A 14909-nucleotide genomic window follows, 5' to 3' on the forward strand; every position below is an offset into this window, starting at 1 on the left:
GATAGTCAGGCACCTTCCAATAACAATTCCAATGGAGCTGCAATGACCGAAGCGAACCAGGCGACCCTGGCGCAGGCACCCGTCGAGTACCTCGATCTGCCTGCCTTGACCGACTTGCTGCAACGCATTTTTCTTCGCCACGGCACCTCTGCCGAAGTGGCCCGGGTGCTGGCTGATAACTGCGCCCGCGCCGAGCGCGACGGTTCCCACAGCCACGGGGTGTTCCGCATTCCCGGTTATCTGTCGTCCCTGGCCAGTGGCTGGGTGAATGGGCAGGCGCTGCCGCAAGTGGAGGATGTGGCCCCCGGCGTGGTGGCGGTGGACGCCGCAGGCGGCTTTGCCCAGCCGGCTCTGGCGGCGGCCCGCGAGCTGCTGCTGAGCAAGGCCCGCAGCGCCGGGATCGCGGTCCTGGCGATTCGCAATTCCCACCATTTCGCCGCCCTGTGGCCGGATGTCGAGCCCTTCGCCGAAGAAGGCCTGGTGGCCCTGAGCCTGGTCAACAGCATGACCTGCGTGGTGCCCCATGGCGCCCAGCGCCCGCTGTTCGGCACCAACCCGATTGCCTTCGCCGCACCCCGCGAAGGCGCCGAGCCCATCGTCTTCGACCTGGCCACCAGCGCCATTGCCCACGGCGATGTGCAGATCGCCAAGCGCCAGGGCCAGCAGCTGCCACCGGGCATGGGGGTGGACCGCGACGGCCAGCCCACTTGCGACCCGGCAGCGATTCTCGACGGTGGCGCCTTGCTGCCCTTTGGCGGGCACAAGGGCTCGGCGCTGTCGATGATGGTGGAGCTGCTGGCGGCGGCGCTGACCGGTGGCAACTTCTCCTTCGAATTCGACTGGTCACAACACCCGGGGGCGCAGACGCCCTGGACCGGGCAACTGCTGATCGTCATCGACCCCAGCCACCTGGGCGGCGGGCATTTTGCCCAGCGCAGCGGCGAGCTGGTGCGGCAGATGCAGGCCGTGGGCCTGGAGCGCATGCCGGGGGATCGGCGCTACCGCACCCGAGCCAAGTCCCTGCAAGAAGGCATTCCCCTGGCCGCCGCCGAACTGGCGCGGCTGCGGGCCCTGGCGGGCGACGACTGAACGGGCGACGACTAAGGACTTCATCCCTTCGCACCCGGGTCCATGAGCCCTTGGTGTTACTCCAGGTAGTAGGCCCGGTAGCGGGCCGGTCGTGGATCGGATTTGCCGGTCCCTGCCAGCCCCTCCAAAGCATGCTGAATTTGCCCCCAAGGCAGCCTATGGGCGGCCTTGGCGCGTTTCGATAATCGCCTCCGACATTTCGTCCCCCGTTTGCGGAGCGCGCCATGCATAACAATAAGAACTGCCAGTACCCTCTGATTCCGGCCCTGCTTGTCGGCCTGTCGACCCTTGGCCTGGGCTCTGTCGCCGAAGCCGAGATCATGCTGTACGACAAGGACCAGACGACCTTTTCCACCGACGGCTACATCAACGCCTTCTACGTCAACAGCAAGGTCGACCGCGCCGGCGACCAGTACGACCGCCGTCAGGCGCGGGTGAAGATGGGCTTTCTGCCCAACTACCTAGGTTTCAACATGGGCAAGCAGGTGGACGACCTCAAGCTCGGCGCCCGGGCCTCGTTCTGGGTCACCATCAACGACAGCGAGACCAACGGCACCGACACCGCCATCGACGTGCGCCAGTTCTACGGCACCGTGGCCAACCCGGAGTGGGGCGAGGTGCTGATCGGCAAGGACTTCGGCCTGTTCGCCCGTTCCAACATCCTGCTCGATGAAATGCTCGCCGGGTACGGCCAGGTCAGCGACAGCCTGGGGCTGGTGGACGGCGGCGGGGTGTCGTTCGGTAACATCGGCAGCGGTTACCCCTATCCCTTTCCGTCGTCGCAGATCACTTACCGCAGCCCGGTGATGGACGGCCTGCGGGTGGCGGTGGGCATCCTCGACCCGGTGGACACCAACGACAGCAGCGCCCTGGGCAAGGCCTACCAGAAGAACCCGCGCACCGAGAGCGAGGTCACCTACCAGTTCGACCTGGGCGGGGCCAAGTTCTACAGCTGGCTCAACGGCAGCTACCAGACCTCCGACAACACCGACCCCAACGTGCAATCGGTGACCTCCAAGGGCCTGGGCTATGGCCTGCAGGCCAAGATGGGCGGCCTGTCCCTGACCGGTTCCGGGTTCCAGGCCAAGGGCATCAACCCGTTTTTCACCAACAACGCCGGCGAGGCCACCCTGCGCAATGTCGACAGCAAGGGCTACCTGCTGCAGGGCTCTTACAAGCTGGGCAAGAACCGCCTGGCGCTGTCCTACGGCAAGACGAAGGACGACGGCAACGGCGTGGTCGGCAGCGGCGCCGATTACCAGACCCGGGGCGTGGCGCTGTTCCACGACATCAACGACAACCTCAAGCTGGTGGCCGAGTACAACCAGTTCGAGATCGACGGCCACCACACCACCGCGCAGAACGAAAACACCGACACCTTCGCCGTGGGTGCCGTACTGACCTGGTAACCCCCGCGCCGGCCCTGGCGTGCGCATCGCGCCCGGGCCGGCCTCCCGCCTATCCCCTGTATTGACGCCTTCCCCTGTAGGAGCCGGCTTGCCGGCGAAGAGGCCCTCAAGCCTTGCACCAGCCCGGCCGGCGCCTTCGCTGGCAAGCCAGCTCCTACGCAGGACGCGCCCCGCATTCCCCGCCTATTTTCCCCATTGGCACCTTCCCCGTAGGAGCCGGCTTGCCGGCGAAGAGGCCCGCCAGCCTTGCACCAGGCCGGATGACGCCTTCGCTGGCAAGCCAGCTCCTACGCAGGTGGCGCGCCTTATTCCCCGTCTGTTTTGCGCATTGGTGCATGTCCCGTAGGAGCCGGCTTGCCGGCGAATAGGCCCGCCAGCCTTGCACCAAACCGGCCGACGCCTTCGCTGGCAAGCCAGCGCCTACACCCATGGAACCGGCTACCCGCTACCCAAGTAGCATTCGTGCCCCGGGGCCGGCTTCGTACACTCATTGCTCAGACAACCCGCGCCGGAGGCGACGATGCAGCAAGCCCAGAGCGAGGGCGTGGTCAGTGCCATGTCCCAGGCCGTCGATCCGCAGCAGGTGGCCCAGGACCTGGCCAGCCAGTTGCTGCATCCGCACCTGGGCTTCGTGCTGTTCTTCTGTTCCGCCGAATACCCCCTGCAGACCCTGGGCCCGGCCTTGCAGCAGAGCTTTGGCGGCATTCCCCTGGTGGGCTGCACCAGCGCCGGGGAAATCACCCCGCTGGGCTATGGACGCAACTGCGTGACCGCCATCGGCTTCGATCACCGGCACTTTTCCATCGCCGCCGAGTTGATCGACCAGATGGAGCACTTCAGCCTGATCGACGCCCAGCAGATGGTCGAACGCCTGGTGGGCCGCTGCCGCAGCAACACCCTGGCGCCGATCAAGGGCAACAGCTTCGCCCTGACCCTGCTGGACGGCCTGTCGAGCCGCGAAGAGATGGTGCTGGCCGCCCTCAGCGCGGCCCTGGGGGACATTCCCCATTTCGGCGGTTCGGCCGGCGATGACAACTACCTGACCCACACCCACGTGTATTACGGCGGCGAGTTCCACAGCGGCGCGGCGGTGGTGGTGCTGGTCAACACCTGGCTGGATTTCGAGGTGTTCACCACCCACCACATCCAGCCCCGGGAAGAAAAACTGGTGGTCACCGGCGCCGACAGTACCTTGCGCCGGGTCTATGAACTGAACGCCGAGCCCGCCGCCGAGGAGTACGCGCGGCTGATCGGCGTGCCCCTGGCGCAGCTCGACCACCGGGTGTTCGCCGCCCACCCCCTGGCGGTGCGGATCAACCAGCACTATTACGTGCGCGCGGTGCAGCAGGTGCACCCGGACCTGAGCCTGAGTTTCTACTGCGCGGTGGAAAACGGCATCGTCCTCACCGCCATGACCCCCGGCCCCTTGCTGCCCAACCTGCAACAGCTGTTCGACGGCTTGCAGCAGCGCCTCGGCGGGTTGCTGCTGACCATTGGCTGCGACTGCTTTTTGCGCCGCCTGGAGCTAGAGGGGCAGGGCAGCCTGGAGCAGATCGGGGCCTTTTTGCGGGAACAGCGGGTGATGGGTTTCAACACCTACGGAGAACAGTTCAATGGCATGCACATCAACCAGACCTTCACCGGCGTCGCCATTGCCCGCAGTCGAACTCCGGCCCGCCGCTGAGCTGCAAGCGCAGCTCGATGACCTGCAGCGCGAGAACCGCAAGCTGCGGCGCATCAACGAGGCGCTGATCGAGCGGGTCGAATCCGGCATCACCCGTGGCAACGACCCCTATGCGGCGTTCCAGCATTCGGTGGTGCTGGCCGAGCAGGTGCGTGAACGCACCGACGCCCTGAACCAGGCCATGGCCGAGCTCAAGGCCGGCAACCATTTGCTCAGCGAAGCGCGGCTGCGGGCCGAGACTGCCCACCAGCATCTGATCGATGCCATCGAGAGCATTTCCGACGCCTTCGTGCTGTTCGACCAGGAGCAGCGCATCGTCCTGTTCAACAGCCGCTTCCGCGCCTTCTGGAGCCACAGCCGGGTGCGGATCATGGCCGGCATGCGCCTCTCGGAAGTGCGCAGGTTGCTGACCAGCACCGGGCTGTTCAGCGAAGAGCCACGCAGTGGCGGTGACGAGCAGTTGCTGTATCGCCTGCACAACGGCCGTTGGCTGCAGGTCAGCGAGCGGCCGACCCGGGAAGGCGGGCGGGTGATCCTGTTCACCGATATCACCGAGGTCAAGCACAGCGAAACCCTGCGCCGGGAGCAGGCGGTGGCGCAAAAGTCCCACCTGCTGCAACGGGCGGTGGACAACCTGTCCCAGGGCGTGGCCATGGTCAGCGCCGAGGGCGTGCTGGAGTTGTGGAACCGACGCTTCCTGGAACTCAGCGGGCTGGCCCCGGTGGCCGCGCATCGCTTGTTTGCCGAGGTCATCGGCGACAGCGAACTGCGCCTGCTGAGCCCCGACAGCCGCGACGCCAACGGCCGGCCGATCCACGAATGCGAGCAGCGCCTGAGCGATGGCCGGGTGCTGGAGATCCGCACCCATCCGCTGCCCACCGGCGGCTTCGTCAACACCTTCACCGACATCACCGAGCGCTACCAGCACGCCGAGGCCCTGAGCGAAAGCGAGCGTTGGATCCGCCTGATCACCGACCATGTGCCGGCGTTGATCGCCTACCTCAATGCCGATCTGGTGTACGAGTTCACCAACAAGGTCTACGAGGAGTGGTACTGCTGGCCGCGCGGCGTGATGCTCGGCCAGAGCCTGCGCGAGGCGCACAGCGAACAGCACTACCGGCGCCTGGAGGCCTATGTGGAGCGGGCCCTGGCCGGGGAAAGCGTGACCTTCGAATTCGCCGAGACCAACGTCAACAACCAGGAGCGCTACATGCTGCGTTCCTACGTGCCCAACCGCCTGGCCAATGGCGAAGTGGTGGGGATCTTCGTGCTGATCCGCGACATCACCGAGCGCCGGCGCACCGCCGAGGCGCTGCATCAGGCCTACCAGAACCTCGAGCTGCGGGTGCGCGAACGCACCGCCGAGCTGACCACCCTCAACCAGCAGCTGCTGCGCGAAATCGAAGAGCGCAGCCGGGTGGAATCACGCTTGCGCGAGGCCAAGGCCGAGGCCGAACGGGCCAACCTGTCGAAGACCAAGTTCCTCGCCGCGGTCAGCCATGACCTGCTGCAACCCCTGAACGCCGCGCGGCTGTTCACCAGCGCCTTGCTGGAGCGTCGCGATCCCCAGGCCAGCAGCGCCCTGGTGCGCAATGTCAGCAACTCCCTGGAAGACGTGGAAAACCTGCTGGGTACCCTGGTGGACATTTCCAAGCTCGATGCCGGGGTGATCAAGGCCGATATCGCGCCCTTTGCCTTGAGCGAACTGCTGGAAAACCTCGCCGCCGAGTACGCCCAGGTGGCCCGCAGCGAAGGCCTGGAACTGCACTTCGTGGCCTGCTCGGCGCTGGTGCGCAGCGACATCCAGCTGCTGGCGCGGATTCTGCGCAACCTGTTGAGCAACGCCATCCGCTACACCCGCCAGGGCCGGGTGGTGCTGGGCTGTCGGCGCCAGGGGCGCTGGCTGTCGATCGAAGTCTGGGACAGCGGCATGGGTATCGCCGCCGAACGCCTGGAGGAAATCTTCCAGGAGTTCAAGCGTGGCGAAGAACAGCGCCCGGACCAGGATCGCGGCCTGGGCCTGGGGCTGGCCATCGTCGAGAAGATTGCCGGGATTCTCGGGCACCGCATTGGCGTGCGCTCCTGGCCGGGGCGTGGTTCGGTGTTCAGCGTGCAGGTGCCGATCAGCGCCAGCGCGCCCTTGCCAGCGCCGCGCCCGGAGCTGGGCGACGCCCTGCTGGAGCGTTTGCAGGGGGCGCGGATCTGGGTGCTGGATAACGACGCGGCGATCTGCGCCGGCATGCGCACCTTGCTTGAAGGCTGGGGCTGCCAGGTGATCACCGCCTTGTCCGAAGAAGACCTGGCGCGCCAGGTGGACGACTACCGCGCCGAGGCCGACCTGCTGATTGCCGACTACCACCTGGACCAGCAACAGAACGGCATCGATGCGGTAGCGCGAATCAACGCCCGTCGCGCCCTGGCGATCCCGGCGATGATGATCACCGCCAACTACAGCAACGAGCTCAAACAGCAACTGCGCGAACTGGGCCACACCCTGATGCACAAACCGGTGCGCCCGATGAAACTCAAGACCGCCATCAGCCACCTGCTGAGCCCAACGCGGCATCCCTGACAACCGTAGGAGCTGGCTTGCCAGCGAAGGGGCCCGCAAGATCGCCTTCGCCGGCAAGCCGGCTCCTACAGGGTCGGTGCACGATCAGCGCAATTCAGCGGCGCAGGTAGGCGCCGAAATCGATGTCCCCGGCACTGAGGATCGCTTGCACCCGGTTGTGCACGTTGAGCTTGCGCAGAATCGCCGAGACGTGGGCCTTCACCGTGGTTTCGGCAATGTCCAGGGTGTAGGCGATCTGCTTGTTGGATTCGCCCTTGGTCATGCGTTCCAGCACCAACAGCTGTTTGCGGGTCAGGGCCTGCAGCAGTTCCGGGGGGAAGCTCGGGGTCTCGCTGCTGCGCCGCCCCGGCTGGCTTTTCTGGGTGCGGATGATGTCCGGAGGCAGGTACACGTTGCCGTTGAGGATCTGTTCGATGGCCTCGGTCATCTGCGAGCGCGCCGAGGATTTGGTGATGAAGCCGACGGCGCCGTAGGTGATGGCCTGGAGCACGATCTGCTTGTCCTGCTCGGCGGAAACGATCACCACCGGAATGGTCGGCGCTTCGTTGCGCAGGGTGATCAGGCCGTTGAGGCCGTGCATGCCGGGCATGTTCAGGTCCAGCAGGATCAGGTCGAGGTCGTCGTGTTCCTGGGTCAGGGCCAGGGCGCTGTCCAGGTCGGCGGTTTCCATCACCTCGCTGCCGGGAAATCCGTCGCTGATGACGTTGTGGATGGCTTCGCGAAACAGTGGGTGATCGTCGGCTATCAGAATTTTATACATGGCCTTTCACCTCGTTATTGTGGTTATGGGGGCGGCAACGCCGTGCTGCGGCGCTCAGGGAAAGGGTTGCGGCCGGGCTGCCTCCACGGGCAGGCCGGCGGCCTCCCAGGCATCCAGGCCGTCGCGGTACCAGTAGATGTTCTTATAGCCCAGGGCTGCCGCGCGTTTTACCGCGTTCCAGCTCAGCCAGCAATCGGCACGGCAATAGAACACCAGGGCGCGCTGCGGGTCGGCGTGGCTCAGCCGTTGCAGGTTGCCGGCGAAATAGGCCTGCCACTCGGGGCTCAGTTCGCCGTCGCCGGTGTTGGCCAGCCAGTGGCTGCCGGGGAGGTTGGCGTGGGGCTCGCTGTCGATGAAGCGTCCCTGCAGCCATTGCCGACGGTAGACGTCGATCAGCAGGGGCGCCGGTTGCTCCTTGAGCAGCTCTTGCAGGCCCGGGGTGTCGATGATCCGGCCCTGGTCGATCTGCAGCGGGGTCGGGCTGCGGTACAGGCTGGTGCGATAGCCCTCGGCGGAAAACAGCGGGGCAGCGGCATGGGCGGCGCCCAGCGCCAGGCTCAGGGTTAGCGCGGCCAGGGTCTCTAAGGCACGGGGCATAAGGCTTTTATCCTTTTTGTTATAGGCCCATTACATGCCAGGGCAGGGCCTTTTGTGAATGCGACCATCGACAGCAAAAGCAGTACCAAAGTCGTAGATCGCCCATGGGCAAGCGCTGTGTAGGAGCCGGCTTGCCGGCGAAAGGGGCCTGGGGTCTGGCGTTGGGATTGCGGGCCTCTTCGCTGGCAAGCCAGCTCCTACGTTGGGTGGAGGTGGGTGGCAGGATTGTGGCTCAGGTGCTTTTGCGCAGGGCGGCGTGCTGGGGGTTGAAGGTCAGCACCGCCAGCAGGGAGAACACCAGGGTCAGCCCCAGGCACACCGCCAGGGCCAGCAGGTTGAGGCGTTCGTACAGGGCGAAGCGCACCAGTTCCACGGCGTGGGTGAAGGGGTTGAGGGCGCACAGCCAGTACAGCCAGGGGCTGGCTTCGAGCATCTTCCACAGCGGGTACAGCGCCGAGGACAGGAAGAACAGCGGGAAGATCACGAAGTTCATCACCCCGGCAAAGTTCTCCAACTGGCGGATGGCGTTGGACAGCAGCAGCCCCAGGGCGCTGAGCATCAGGGCCACCAGGAGCAAGGCAGGTAGGGCGCTGAGCTGCCCCATGGCCGGCGGTTGCACGCCATACAGCCAGGCCACGGCGAGGAAGGCGTAGACCTGCAGCAGCGAGATCAGCGAGGTGGCCAACAGCTTGCTGGCCAGCAGGAAGGCCCGGGGCAGGGGGCTGGTGAGCAGCACGCGCATGCTGCCCATTTCCCGGTCGTAGACCATCGACAGCGAGCCCTGCATGCCGTTGAACAGCAGGATCATGCAGGCCAGCCCCGGGACGATGTAGACCTCGTAGGGAATGTAGGTGCTGTAGGGCTCGATGATGGCGATGCCCAGGGCGGCGCGAAAGCCGGCGGCGAACACCAGCAGCCACAGTAGCGGGCGCACCAGGGCGCTGAGAAAGCGCGTGCGCTGCAGCACGAAGCGCAGCCATTCGCGCAGCACGATGCCGCGCAGGCACTGCCAGTAGGCGTTCATGCGAGCGGTTCTCCGATCGGGGCCGGGCGCGGTTGGGGATTCTGGGTCAGGCGGGCGAAGGCCGCGCTCAGGTCGCCACCCTGCTGCTGGCTGATGGCGCTGGCCACGCCACTGGCCACCAGGCGCCCCTGATGCAGGATCAGCAACTGGTCGTCGGCCTGCACTTCATCCAGCAGGTGGGTGGTCCAGAGCACGCTCAGGCGCTGTTCCTGGCACAGCTGGCGAATGTGCCGGTTGAGCGCCAGGCGGCTGGCCGGGTCGAGGCCGGCGCTGGCTTCATCGAGCAGCAGCAGGCGCGGTTCGTGCAGCAGGGCGCGGGCGATTTCCACCCGTCGGCGGTGGCCGCCATTGAGGGCGCGCACGCTGTCCCGGCGCCGCTCGCTCAAGCCCTGGCGCGCCAGTTCGGCGTCGATCCGCGCCTGCCCCTGGCGCCGCGACAAACCGTGCAACGCGGCGTGGTAGTGCAGGTTCTGCTCCACGCTCAGGTCCAGGTCCAGGGTGCTTTGCTGGAACACCACGCCGAGCTGGCGCAGGGCGGCGCGGGCGGCGTTGCGCAGCGAGCAGCCGCCGACGCGGATGTCGCCCTGCTGCAGGTCGTAGAGCCTTGTGAGCAGGGCGATCAGGGTCGACTTGCCGGCGCCGTTGGGGCCCAGCAGGGCGGCGAAGCGCCCGGGGGCCAGGCTCAGGCTGACCTGATCGAGGGCCTGGCGCGGGCCATAGGCGAAGCTCAGCTGGCTGACCTCCAGGGCGTTCATGGGGTCACCACCACGCCCCAGGGATAGCGCCCGACCTTCACCGACTTGAGCACCTTGAGGCTGTTGACATCGATCACCGAGACATCGCCGCTGACCCCGTTGGTGGCCAGCAACTGGCTCTGGTCCGGGGTGAATGCCAGCTGCCAGACCCGCCGCCCCACCAGCAGGTAGTCGAGGATCTCGTAGGTCTTGGCGTCGATCACCGCCACGTGGTTGGCCGGGCCCAGGGCGACGAAGGCGTACTTGCCATCGGTGCTGAGCTTGATGCCCACCGGCTGCACCTTGTCCGGGTGCACGCCCTTGATCTTGAAGTTCAGGGTCTTGAGCACCTGGCGCGTGGCCACGTCGAGGATGGTCACGGTGCCGCCGATTTCCGCCGAGGCCCAAAGCCTTGAGCCGTCCTGGTTGAACTCGACGAAGCGCGGGCGCTGGTCCACCAGGGTGCTGTCGGCCAGGGTCTGGGTGCTGGTGTCGATCCAGTGCAGCATGTTGGTGGTTTCGCTGGTGTTGACCGCCCACTTGCCGTCGGGGCTCACCGCCATGCCTTCGGGCTCGACCCCGACGTTGATCTGGCCGAGGACCTTGGCGGTCTCGGTGTCGATCACCGTGACCAGCGCATCGTCCTCGTTGGATACGTACAGCCAGCGGTTGTTGGGGTGCAGGGCGAACTGCTCGGGGTCCTTGCCGGAGGGCAGCTCCTTGATGATCTTGCGGGTGGCCACGTCCATCACCTGGACCCGGTCCGAATCGCTGGCGCAGATGTACAGCAGCTTGTTGTCATGGGACAGCAGCAACCCGCGCGGGCGCTGGCCCACCGGCAGGGTCGCGGTGACTTCCAGGGTCTGCAGGTCGATCAGGCTCAGGCTGTTGTCCTTTTCATTGGACACCCAGGCGGTGGCGGCCATGGCGTGCCCGGCGGCGAGCAGCAGGGCCGCGCACAGGGCGGAGCGGCAGAGAAGAGGGCGGCGCATGGCGGATTCCTTGTTGTTGTGGTTATGGGATCAGGGGTAGCGGCAGGTCACTTCGGGGCGGTCGTAGCCCAGGCTGTCCATTTCGTTGAAGGGGTGCAGGAAACCGTCCTGGGGCGAGGTGCTGACCAGGGCCCGGGGCTGCACCAGGGGAATCGGCTGGCGCAGTTCGCCGTTCCACGGCCGGTAGCTGAGCTTGCGGCCCTTGAACCCGTCCAGGGGCAACTGGTCGCTGAGCAGCAGGGTCTGCAGGGCCCGAGGGTCGGCCTGGCGCAGTTTGCTCACCGCGCTGGCGACGCTGCGCACGGCCATCCAGGCGGCGAAGTCGCGGTCGTTCATCCAGCGTCCGGCCTGGGCTTCGAAGCGCTTTTGCAGTTGCGCGGCGCCGAAGGTCTCCACGCTCTTGTGCCAGCCGGTGGGGGTCAGGCCCTGGGTGCCGGCCACCGGGCGCGGGAACCAGGTCTGGTAGGGCAGGTATTCGCCGAAGTCGCCGCGCTCGTCGGCCACCAGCACCACGTCGTATTCGGCGGTCTGGGTGAACAGCGGCATGTCGGCCTGGGCGCTGCGGCGCTGGTCGTTGTCGAAGGTCCAGTCTTTCTCGGCGACCAGCTTCACGCCGAAGCGCTGGGTGGCCCGGCGCAGGGCATCGGCGTAGGCCCGGTCATCCTCGGTCTGGCCGACGATCAGCAAGGCCCGCTGCCATTTGCGCAGCACCATGAACTGCACCAGGGCGTCGGCCAGCATCGCCCGGCCGGGCAGGCTGTGCAGTACGTTGCCCAGGCACTGGCTGCTGCGCAGGCGGTCGTCGGGGCTGCCGGCGTTGAACAAGAGGCTGTCGGGCAGGGCGGCGGACAACTCCCGCAGGCTGGCCGCCGGGGCATTCACCACGAACAGCCGCAGGCCCTGGTCATGCTGGGCCTTGGCGGCTTGCAGCAGCGCCTCGGGGCTGTCGACGCTGGCGCTGTCGAGCTGGAACTGCTGCTTGAGAAAGCGCCCGGTGCTGTTGCTGTCGACAATCGCCAGCTGCGCGCCCTGCAGCCCGGCGTCGGCAGGCTCGGGAATGATGTTGGACAGCAGCGGGCCGGGGTCGGGGCGATAGCCCAGGTAGCCGATGCGCACCTGCAACGGTTCTTCGCCGGCCTGGCTCGCGGCCAGGGGCAACAGGACCGAGGCCAGGGCCAGCAGGCAGGTCGGGATAAGCGGGGCAGGCTTGTGCATAAGGCACTCCACGGCAGGTGGCGCCAGCATAGGAAGAGTACCGGGGTGGGGAAATATGCAGAAAGTAGCGCCCGGGCAGTACCAAGGTAGTAGCCCGGCGCGGGTGCGGCGGTCTTAGCATGGTTGCAGCGGCCCCGACCCTGGAGAACACCGTCATGCGCATCCTCAAATTGCTGCTGTTGCCCTTGCTGCTGATCCTCAGCCTGATCGGCGTCGACCGTCTGCACGGCCCGCGCCCGGTGCTGCCCCAAGCGCTGCCGTTGGTGCCGGGGCGCTAGGCATGTCGGCGCTGTGGCGGATCAACCTGTGGGTCACGGCATTCTTTGCCGTGGTGACCCTGGCCTGCGCCGCCTTGCTGCTGCACCAGGCGGTGGCCGATGTCGAGCGTGAGTTGCAGTCCGCCGAGGCGGTGGTGGAATACCTCAGCGACAGCGCCGCGCGCAACCCGGCGGGCCTGCAACCGCACCTGACCCAGAGCCTGCGCCATGTACGGGTGCACTGGCTGGCGGCGGACGAGGCGGCCCGCATGCCGGAAGAGGCCGGGCTGGACGCCTGGCTCGGCCGCCAGCTGTTCAGCGAGCGCCGCCACAGCGCCCGCGAGCTGGACCTGGGCGACGGCCGTCGGGTGCTGATCGCCGTGGACGCGCGGGATGAGATCGACGAAGTCTGGGATTCCCTGCAACAGCTGTTGAGCCTGTGCGGCCTGGCCCTGCTCCTGAGCCTGCTGACCATCCGTTGGGCAGTACGCCGTGGCATGGGCTTGCTGGATGATTTGCTGCGGGCCTTGCAGCAGGTGTCCGGCGGGCAACTGGCGGTGCGCCTGCGCGAAGCCGGCCTGCCGGAAGCGCGACAACTGGCCGGGCACTTCAACCGCATGACCGCGACCCTGGAACAGACCCGCGCCGACAACACCCAACTGACCCAGGCCCTGCTGGCGGTGCAGGAGCGCGAGCGCACCTACCTGGCGCAGACCCTGCACGACGACCTCGGACAATACCTGGCGGGCATTCGCGCCCAGGCCTGCCTGCTACGCATGGTCAGCAACCAGCCCACGGTGGTGGAGCACACGGCCCAGGCCCTGGAGCTCAACTGCGAGCGCTTGCAGCAAGGCTTTCGCGCCCTGGTGCAGGACCTGTACCCGGTGGTGCTGCAGCACCTGCCGCTGGCCGAAGCCTTCGGTTTGCTGGTGAGCCAATGGCAGGACAGCCAGGGCATCGACTGCCAATTGCGGGTCGGCGCCGACCTGCCAGCGTTGCCCAGCGCCAGCAAGACCCACCTCTACCGCCTGCTGCAAGAAGCGCTGACCAATGTCGCCCGGCACGCCGACGCCAGCCAGGTACGGGTGCGCCTGCAACGCAGCGCCCGGGGCCTGCGCCTGCTGGTGCGCGACAACGGTTGCGGCGCGCGCCAGCCCCAGCGCCCCGGCGTCGGCCTGCACTCGATGGCCGAGCGGGCCCGCAGCCTGGGCGGCGAACTGCACATCCTCAGCCGTCCCGGCGCCGGTTGGGCACTGGCCTTGAACATGCCCCTGAACATGCCCATGGAGGCCTGATGAACATCTTGTTGGTGGATGACCACGCCGTGGTCCGCCAGGGTTACGCCAGCCTGCTGCGCGCGGTATTGCCGGCGATGCAGGTGCGCGAAGCGGCCAGCGGCGAAGAGGCCCTGGCCCGGGTCGCCGAAGAAGTGCCGCAGCTGGTGATCATGGATTTCGGCCTGCCGGGCATCAGCGGCCTGGAGACCACCCGCCGCCTGCGCCAGCGCCTGCCGCAGCTGCGGGTGCTGTTTTTCAGCATGCACGACGAACTGCCCCTGGTGCGCCAGGCCCTGGAGGCGGGAGCCTCGGGCTACCTGACCAAGAACTCCGCGCCCCAGGTGCTGATCGAAGCGGTGCACCGTGTGCTGGCCGGGCACGCCTACATCGAACAGCCCCTGGCCACGCAACTGGCCTGCACCCCGGCGCAGAACAGCAGCGACCCGCGTTTGCAGAGCATGACCCAGCGCGAGCTGGAGATCTTCGTGATGCTGGCCAAGGGCACCCCGGCGCGGGTGATTGCCGAGCAGCTGTGCATCAGCGCCAAGACTGTGTCCAACCACCTGACCTTGCTCAAGAGCAAGCTGCAGGTCAGCTCCCATGCGGAGTTGGTGCATTTGGGGATTGATATGGGGGTGGTGCGGGTGGCGGGGTGAGGGGGTATGGTTTGGCAAATTTTGTCAAAAGCGGACAAAGCCATGAGCACCATGAACATCTCCCTGCCGGACGCTCTCAAGTCCTTTGTCGATGATCAAGTCAGCCAGCGCGGCTACAGCACCAGCAGTGAATATGTGCGTGAGCTGATTCGCAAGGATCAGGATCGGCAACATCTGCGTGGCCTGTTGTTGGCCGGTGCTCAATCGGCGCCGGGCACTGCTGTGCAGGGTGACTATTTCGAATCCCTGCGTGCCAGGGTTCACAAGGCGCGAGGATGAAAGCCAAGCCGGTCATGCCACGTGCCCTTGCCAGCCATGACGTGGGAGGCGCTATCAGCGACTAGCTTGACCAACAGGCCGAGCAGGCTGCGCTCGGTTTTATCGATGCTTTGGAAAAGGCTTATCTTCATATCGGCCGCCATCCGGCCTCGGGTATGTCTCGCTACGCCCACGAGCTGGATCTGCCGGGGGGCTTTGTTGGCCGCTGAAGCGTTACCCCTATCTGGTGTTCTACGTTGAACGCGATGACCACATCGACGTATGGCGGGTTTTGCATGGTATGCGGGACTTTCCTGAGTGGTTGGCTGAAGGTGTTTTCCGGTAGTGGTGGGGGATGTTGGGGGCTTTTTGTGGTGAGGGCATG

14 protein-coding genes and 1 pseudogene are annotated in these 14909 nt (G+C 66.4%); 9 read left to right on the forward strand and 6 right to left on the reverse strand.

Annotation, left to right across the window (positions count from 1 at the left end; all coding sequences use genetic code 11):
* Nucleotides 1-42 precede the first annotated feature (42 nt).
* The 4 genes from A9971_RS03645 to nahK all read left to right on the forward strand — a co-directional run bounded on the left by A9971_RS03645 (nucleotide 43) and on the right by nahK (nucleotide 6754).
* Nucleotides 43-1089, forward strand: a complete 1047-nt coding sequence (locus tag A9971_RS03645) for an Ldh family oxidoreductase (RefSeq protein WP_169894017.1) — start codon at nucleotides 43-45, stop codon at nucleotides 1087-1089.
* 224 nt (nucleotides 1090-1313) lie between these two features.
* Nucleotides 1314-2498 (forward strand): porin, encoded by a 1185-nt coding sequence (locus A9971_RS03650; protein WP_182999915.1) that lies wholly within the window; start codon nucleotides 1314-1316, stop codon nucleotides 2496-2498.
* Nucleotides 2499-3018: 520 nt separating this feature from the next.
* Nucleotides 3019-4182 carry a nitric oxide-sensing protein NosP gene (nosP, locus tag A9971_RS03655; protein ID WP_011060502.1) on the forward strand — a complete coding sequence of 388 codons (1164 nt, stop codon included), beginning with the start codon at nucleotides 3019-3021 and terminating at the stop codon, nucleotides 4180-4182.
* Complete coding sequence (nahK, locus tag A9971_RS03660; protein WP_182999916.1) at nucleotides 4112-6754, forward strand: hybrid sensor histidine kinase/response regulator NahK/ErcS'; 2643 nt, start codon at nucleotides 4112-4114, stop codon at nucleotides 6752-6754. The genes nosP and nahK overlap by 71 nt, the downstream gene beginning before the upstream one ends.
* Before the next feature lie 94 nt (nucleotides 6755-6848).
* Here the strand turns inward: nahK and A9971_RS03665 are convergent, their stop codons facing one another.
* From A9971_RS03665 to A9971_RS03690, 6 genes are all read right to left on the reverse strand, one after another.
* The gene (locus A9971_RS03665) at nucleotides 6849-7514 is read right to left on the reverse strand and encodes a response regulator transcription factor (protein WP_011060504.1); all 666 of its coding nucleotides are present in this window, start codon (nucleotides 7512-7514) and stop codon (nucleotides 6849-6851) included.
* A gap of 54 nt (nucleotides 7515-7568) precedes the next feature.
* Entirely contained in the window at nucleotides 7569-8111 is a 543-nt protein-coding gene (locus A9971_RS03670; protein WP_011060505.1) for a PQQ-dependent catabolism-associated CXXCW motif protein, read from the reverse strand.
* A 232-nt stretch (nucleotides 8112-8343) separates the two neighbouring features.
* Nucleotides 8344-9135 carry an ABC transporter permease gene (locus A9971_RS03675; RefSeq protein ID WP_182999917.1) on the reverse strand — a complete coding sequence of 264 codons (792 nt, stop codon included), beginning with the start codon at nucleotides 9133-9135 and terminating at the stop codon, nucleotides 8344-8346.
* A complete protein-coding gene (locus A9971_RS03680; RefSeq protein ID WP_182999918.1) occupies nucleotides 9132-9890 on the reverse strand; it encodes an ABC transporter ATP-binding protein in 759 nt (252 codons plus the stop codon). The genes A9971_RS03675 and A9971_RS03680 overlap by 4 nt, the downstream gene beginning before the upstream one ends.
* Nucleotides 9887-10861, reverse strand: coding sequence for a YVTN family beta-propeller repeat protein (locus A9971_RS03685; RefSeq protein WP_182999919.1), 975 nt, complete (start codon nucleotides 10859-10861; stop codon nucleotides 9887-9889). Before A9971_RS03685 ends, A9971_RS03680 begins: the two co-directional genes overlap by 4 nt.
* Nucleotides 10862-10891: 30 nt before the next feature.
* The gene (locus A9971_RS03690) at nucleotides 10892-12076 is read right to left on the reverse strand and encodes an ABC transporter substrate-binding protein (RefSeq protein ID WP_182999920.1); all 1185 of its coding nucleotides are present in this window, start codon (nucleotides 12074-12076) and stop codon (nucleotides 10892-10894) included.
* Nucleotides 12077-12195: 119 nt separating this feature from the next.
* On the opposite strand from A9971_RS03690, the gene A9971_RS03695 reads away from it, so the two are divergent.
* The 5 genes and pseudogenes from A9971_RS03695 (at nucleotide 12196) to A9971_RS03715 (ending at nucleotide 14870) form a co-directional block, all read left to right on the forward strand.
* Complete coding sequence (locus A9971_RS03695) at nucleotides 12196-12354, forward strand: hypothetical protein (protein ID WP_015635009.1); 159 nt, start codon at nucleotides 12196-12198, stop codon at nucleotides 12352-12354.
* 2 nt (nucleotides 12355-12356) lie between these two features.
* Nucleotides 12357-13628, forward strand: coding sequence for a HAMP domain-containing sensor histidine kinase (locus A9971_RS03700; RefSeq protein WP_169894031.1), 1272 nt, complete (start codon nucleotides 12357-12359; stop codon nucleotides 13626-13628).
* Nucleotides 13628-14266 (forward strand): response regulator transcription factor, encoded by a 639-nt coding sequence (locus A9971_RS03705; RefSeq protein ID WP_015635011.1) that lies wholly within the window; start codon nucleotides 13628-13630, stop codon nucleotides 14264-14266. Before A9971_RS03700 ends, A9971_RS03705 begins: the two co-directional genes overlap by 1 nt.
* A 42-nt stretch (nucleotides 14267-14308) precedes the next feature.
* On the forward strand, nucleotides 14309-14545 hold the full coding sequence (locus A9971_RS03710) for a type II toxin-antitoxin system ParD family antitoxin (protein ID WP_011060512.1): 237 nt from the start codon (nucleotides 14309-14311) through the stop codon (nucleotides 14543-14545).
* Between the two features lie 101 nt (nucleotides 14546-14646).
* A pseudogene (locus A9971_RS03715) lies at nucleotides 14647-14870 on the forward strand (type II toxin-antitoxin system RelE/ParE family toxin).
* Nucleotides 14871-14909: the final 39 nt, after the last annotated feature.

This window comes from Pseudomonas sp. UME65 (assembly GCF_014170225.1).
Lineage (GTDB): Bacteria > Pseudomonadota > Gammaproteobacteria > Pseudomonadales > Pseudomonadaceae > Aquipseudomonas > Aquipseudomonas protegens.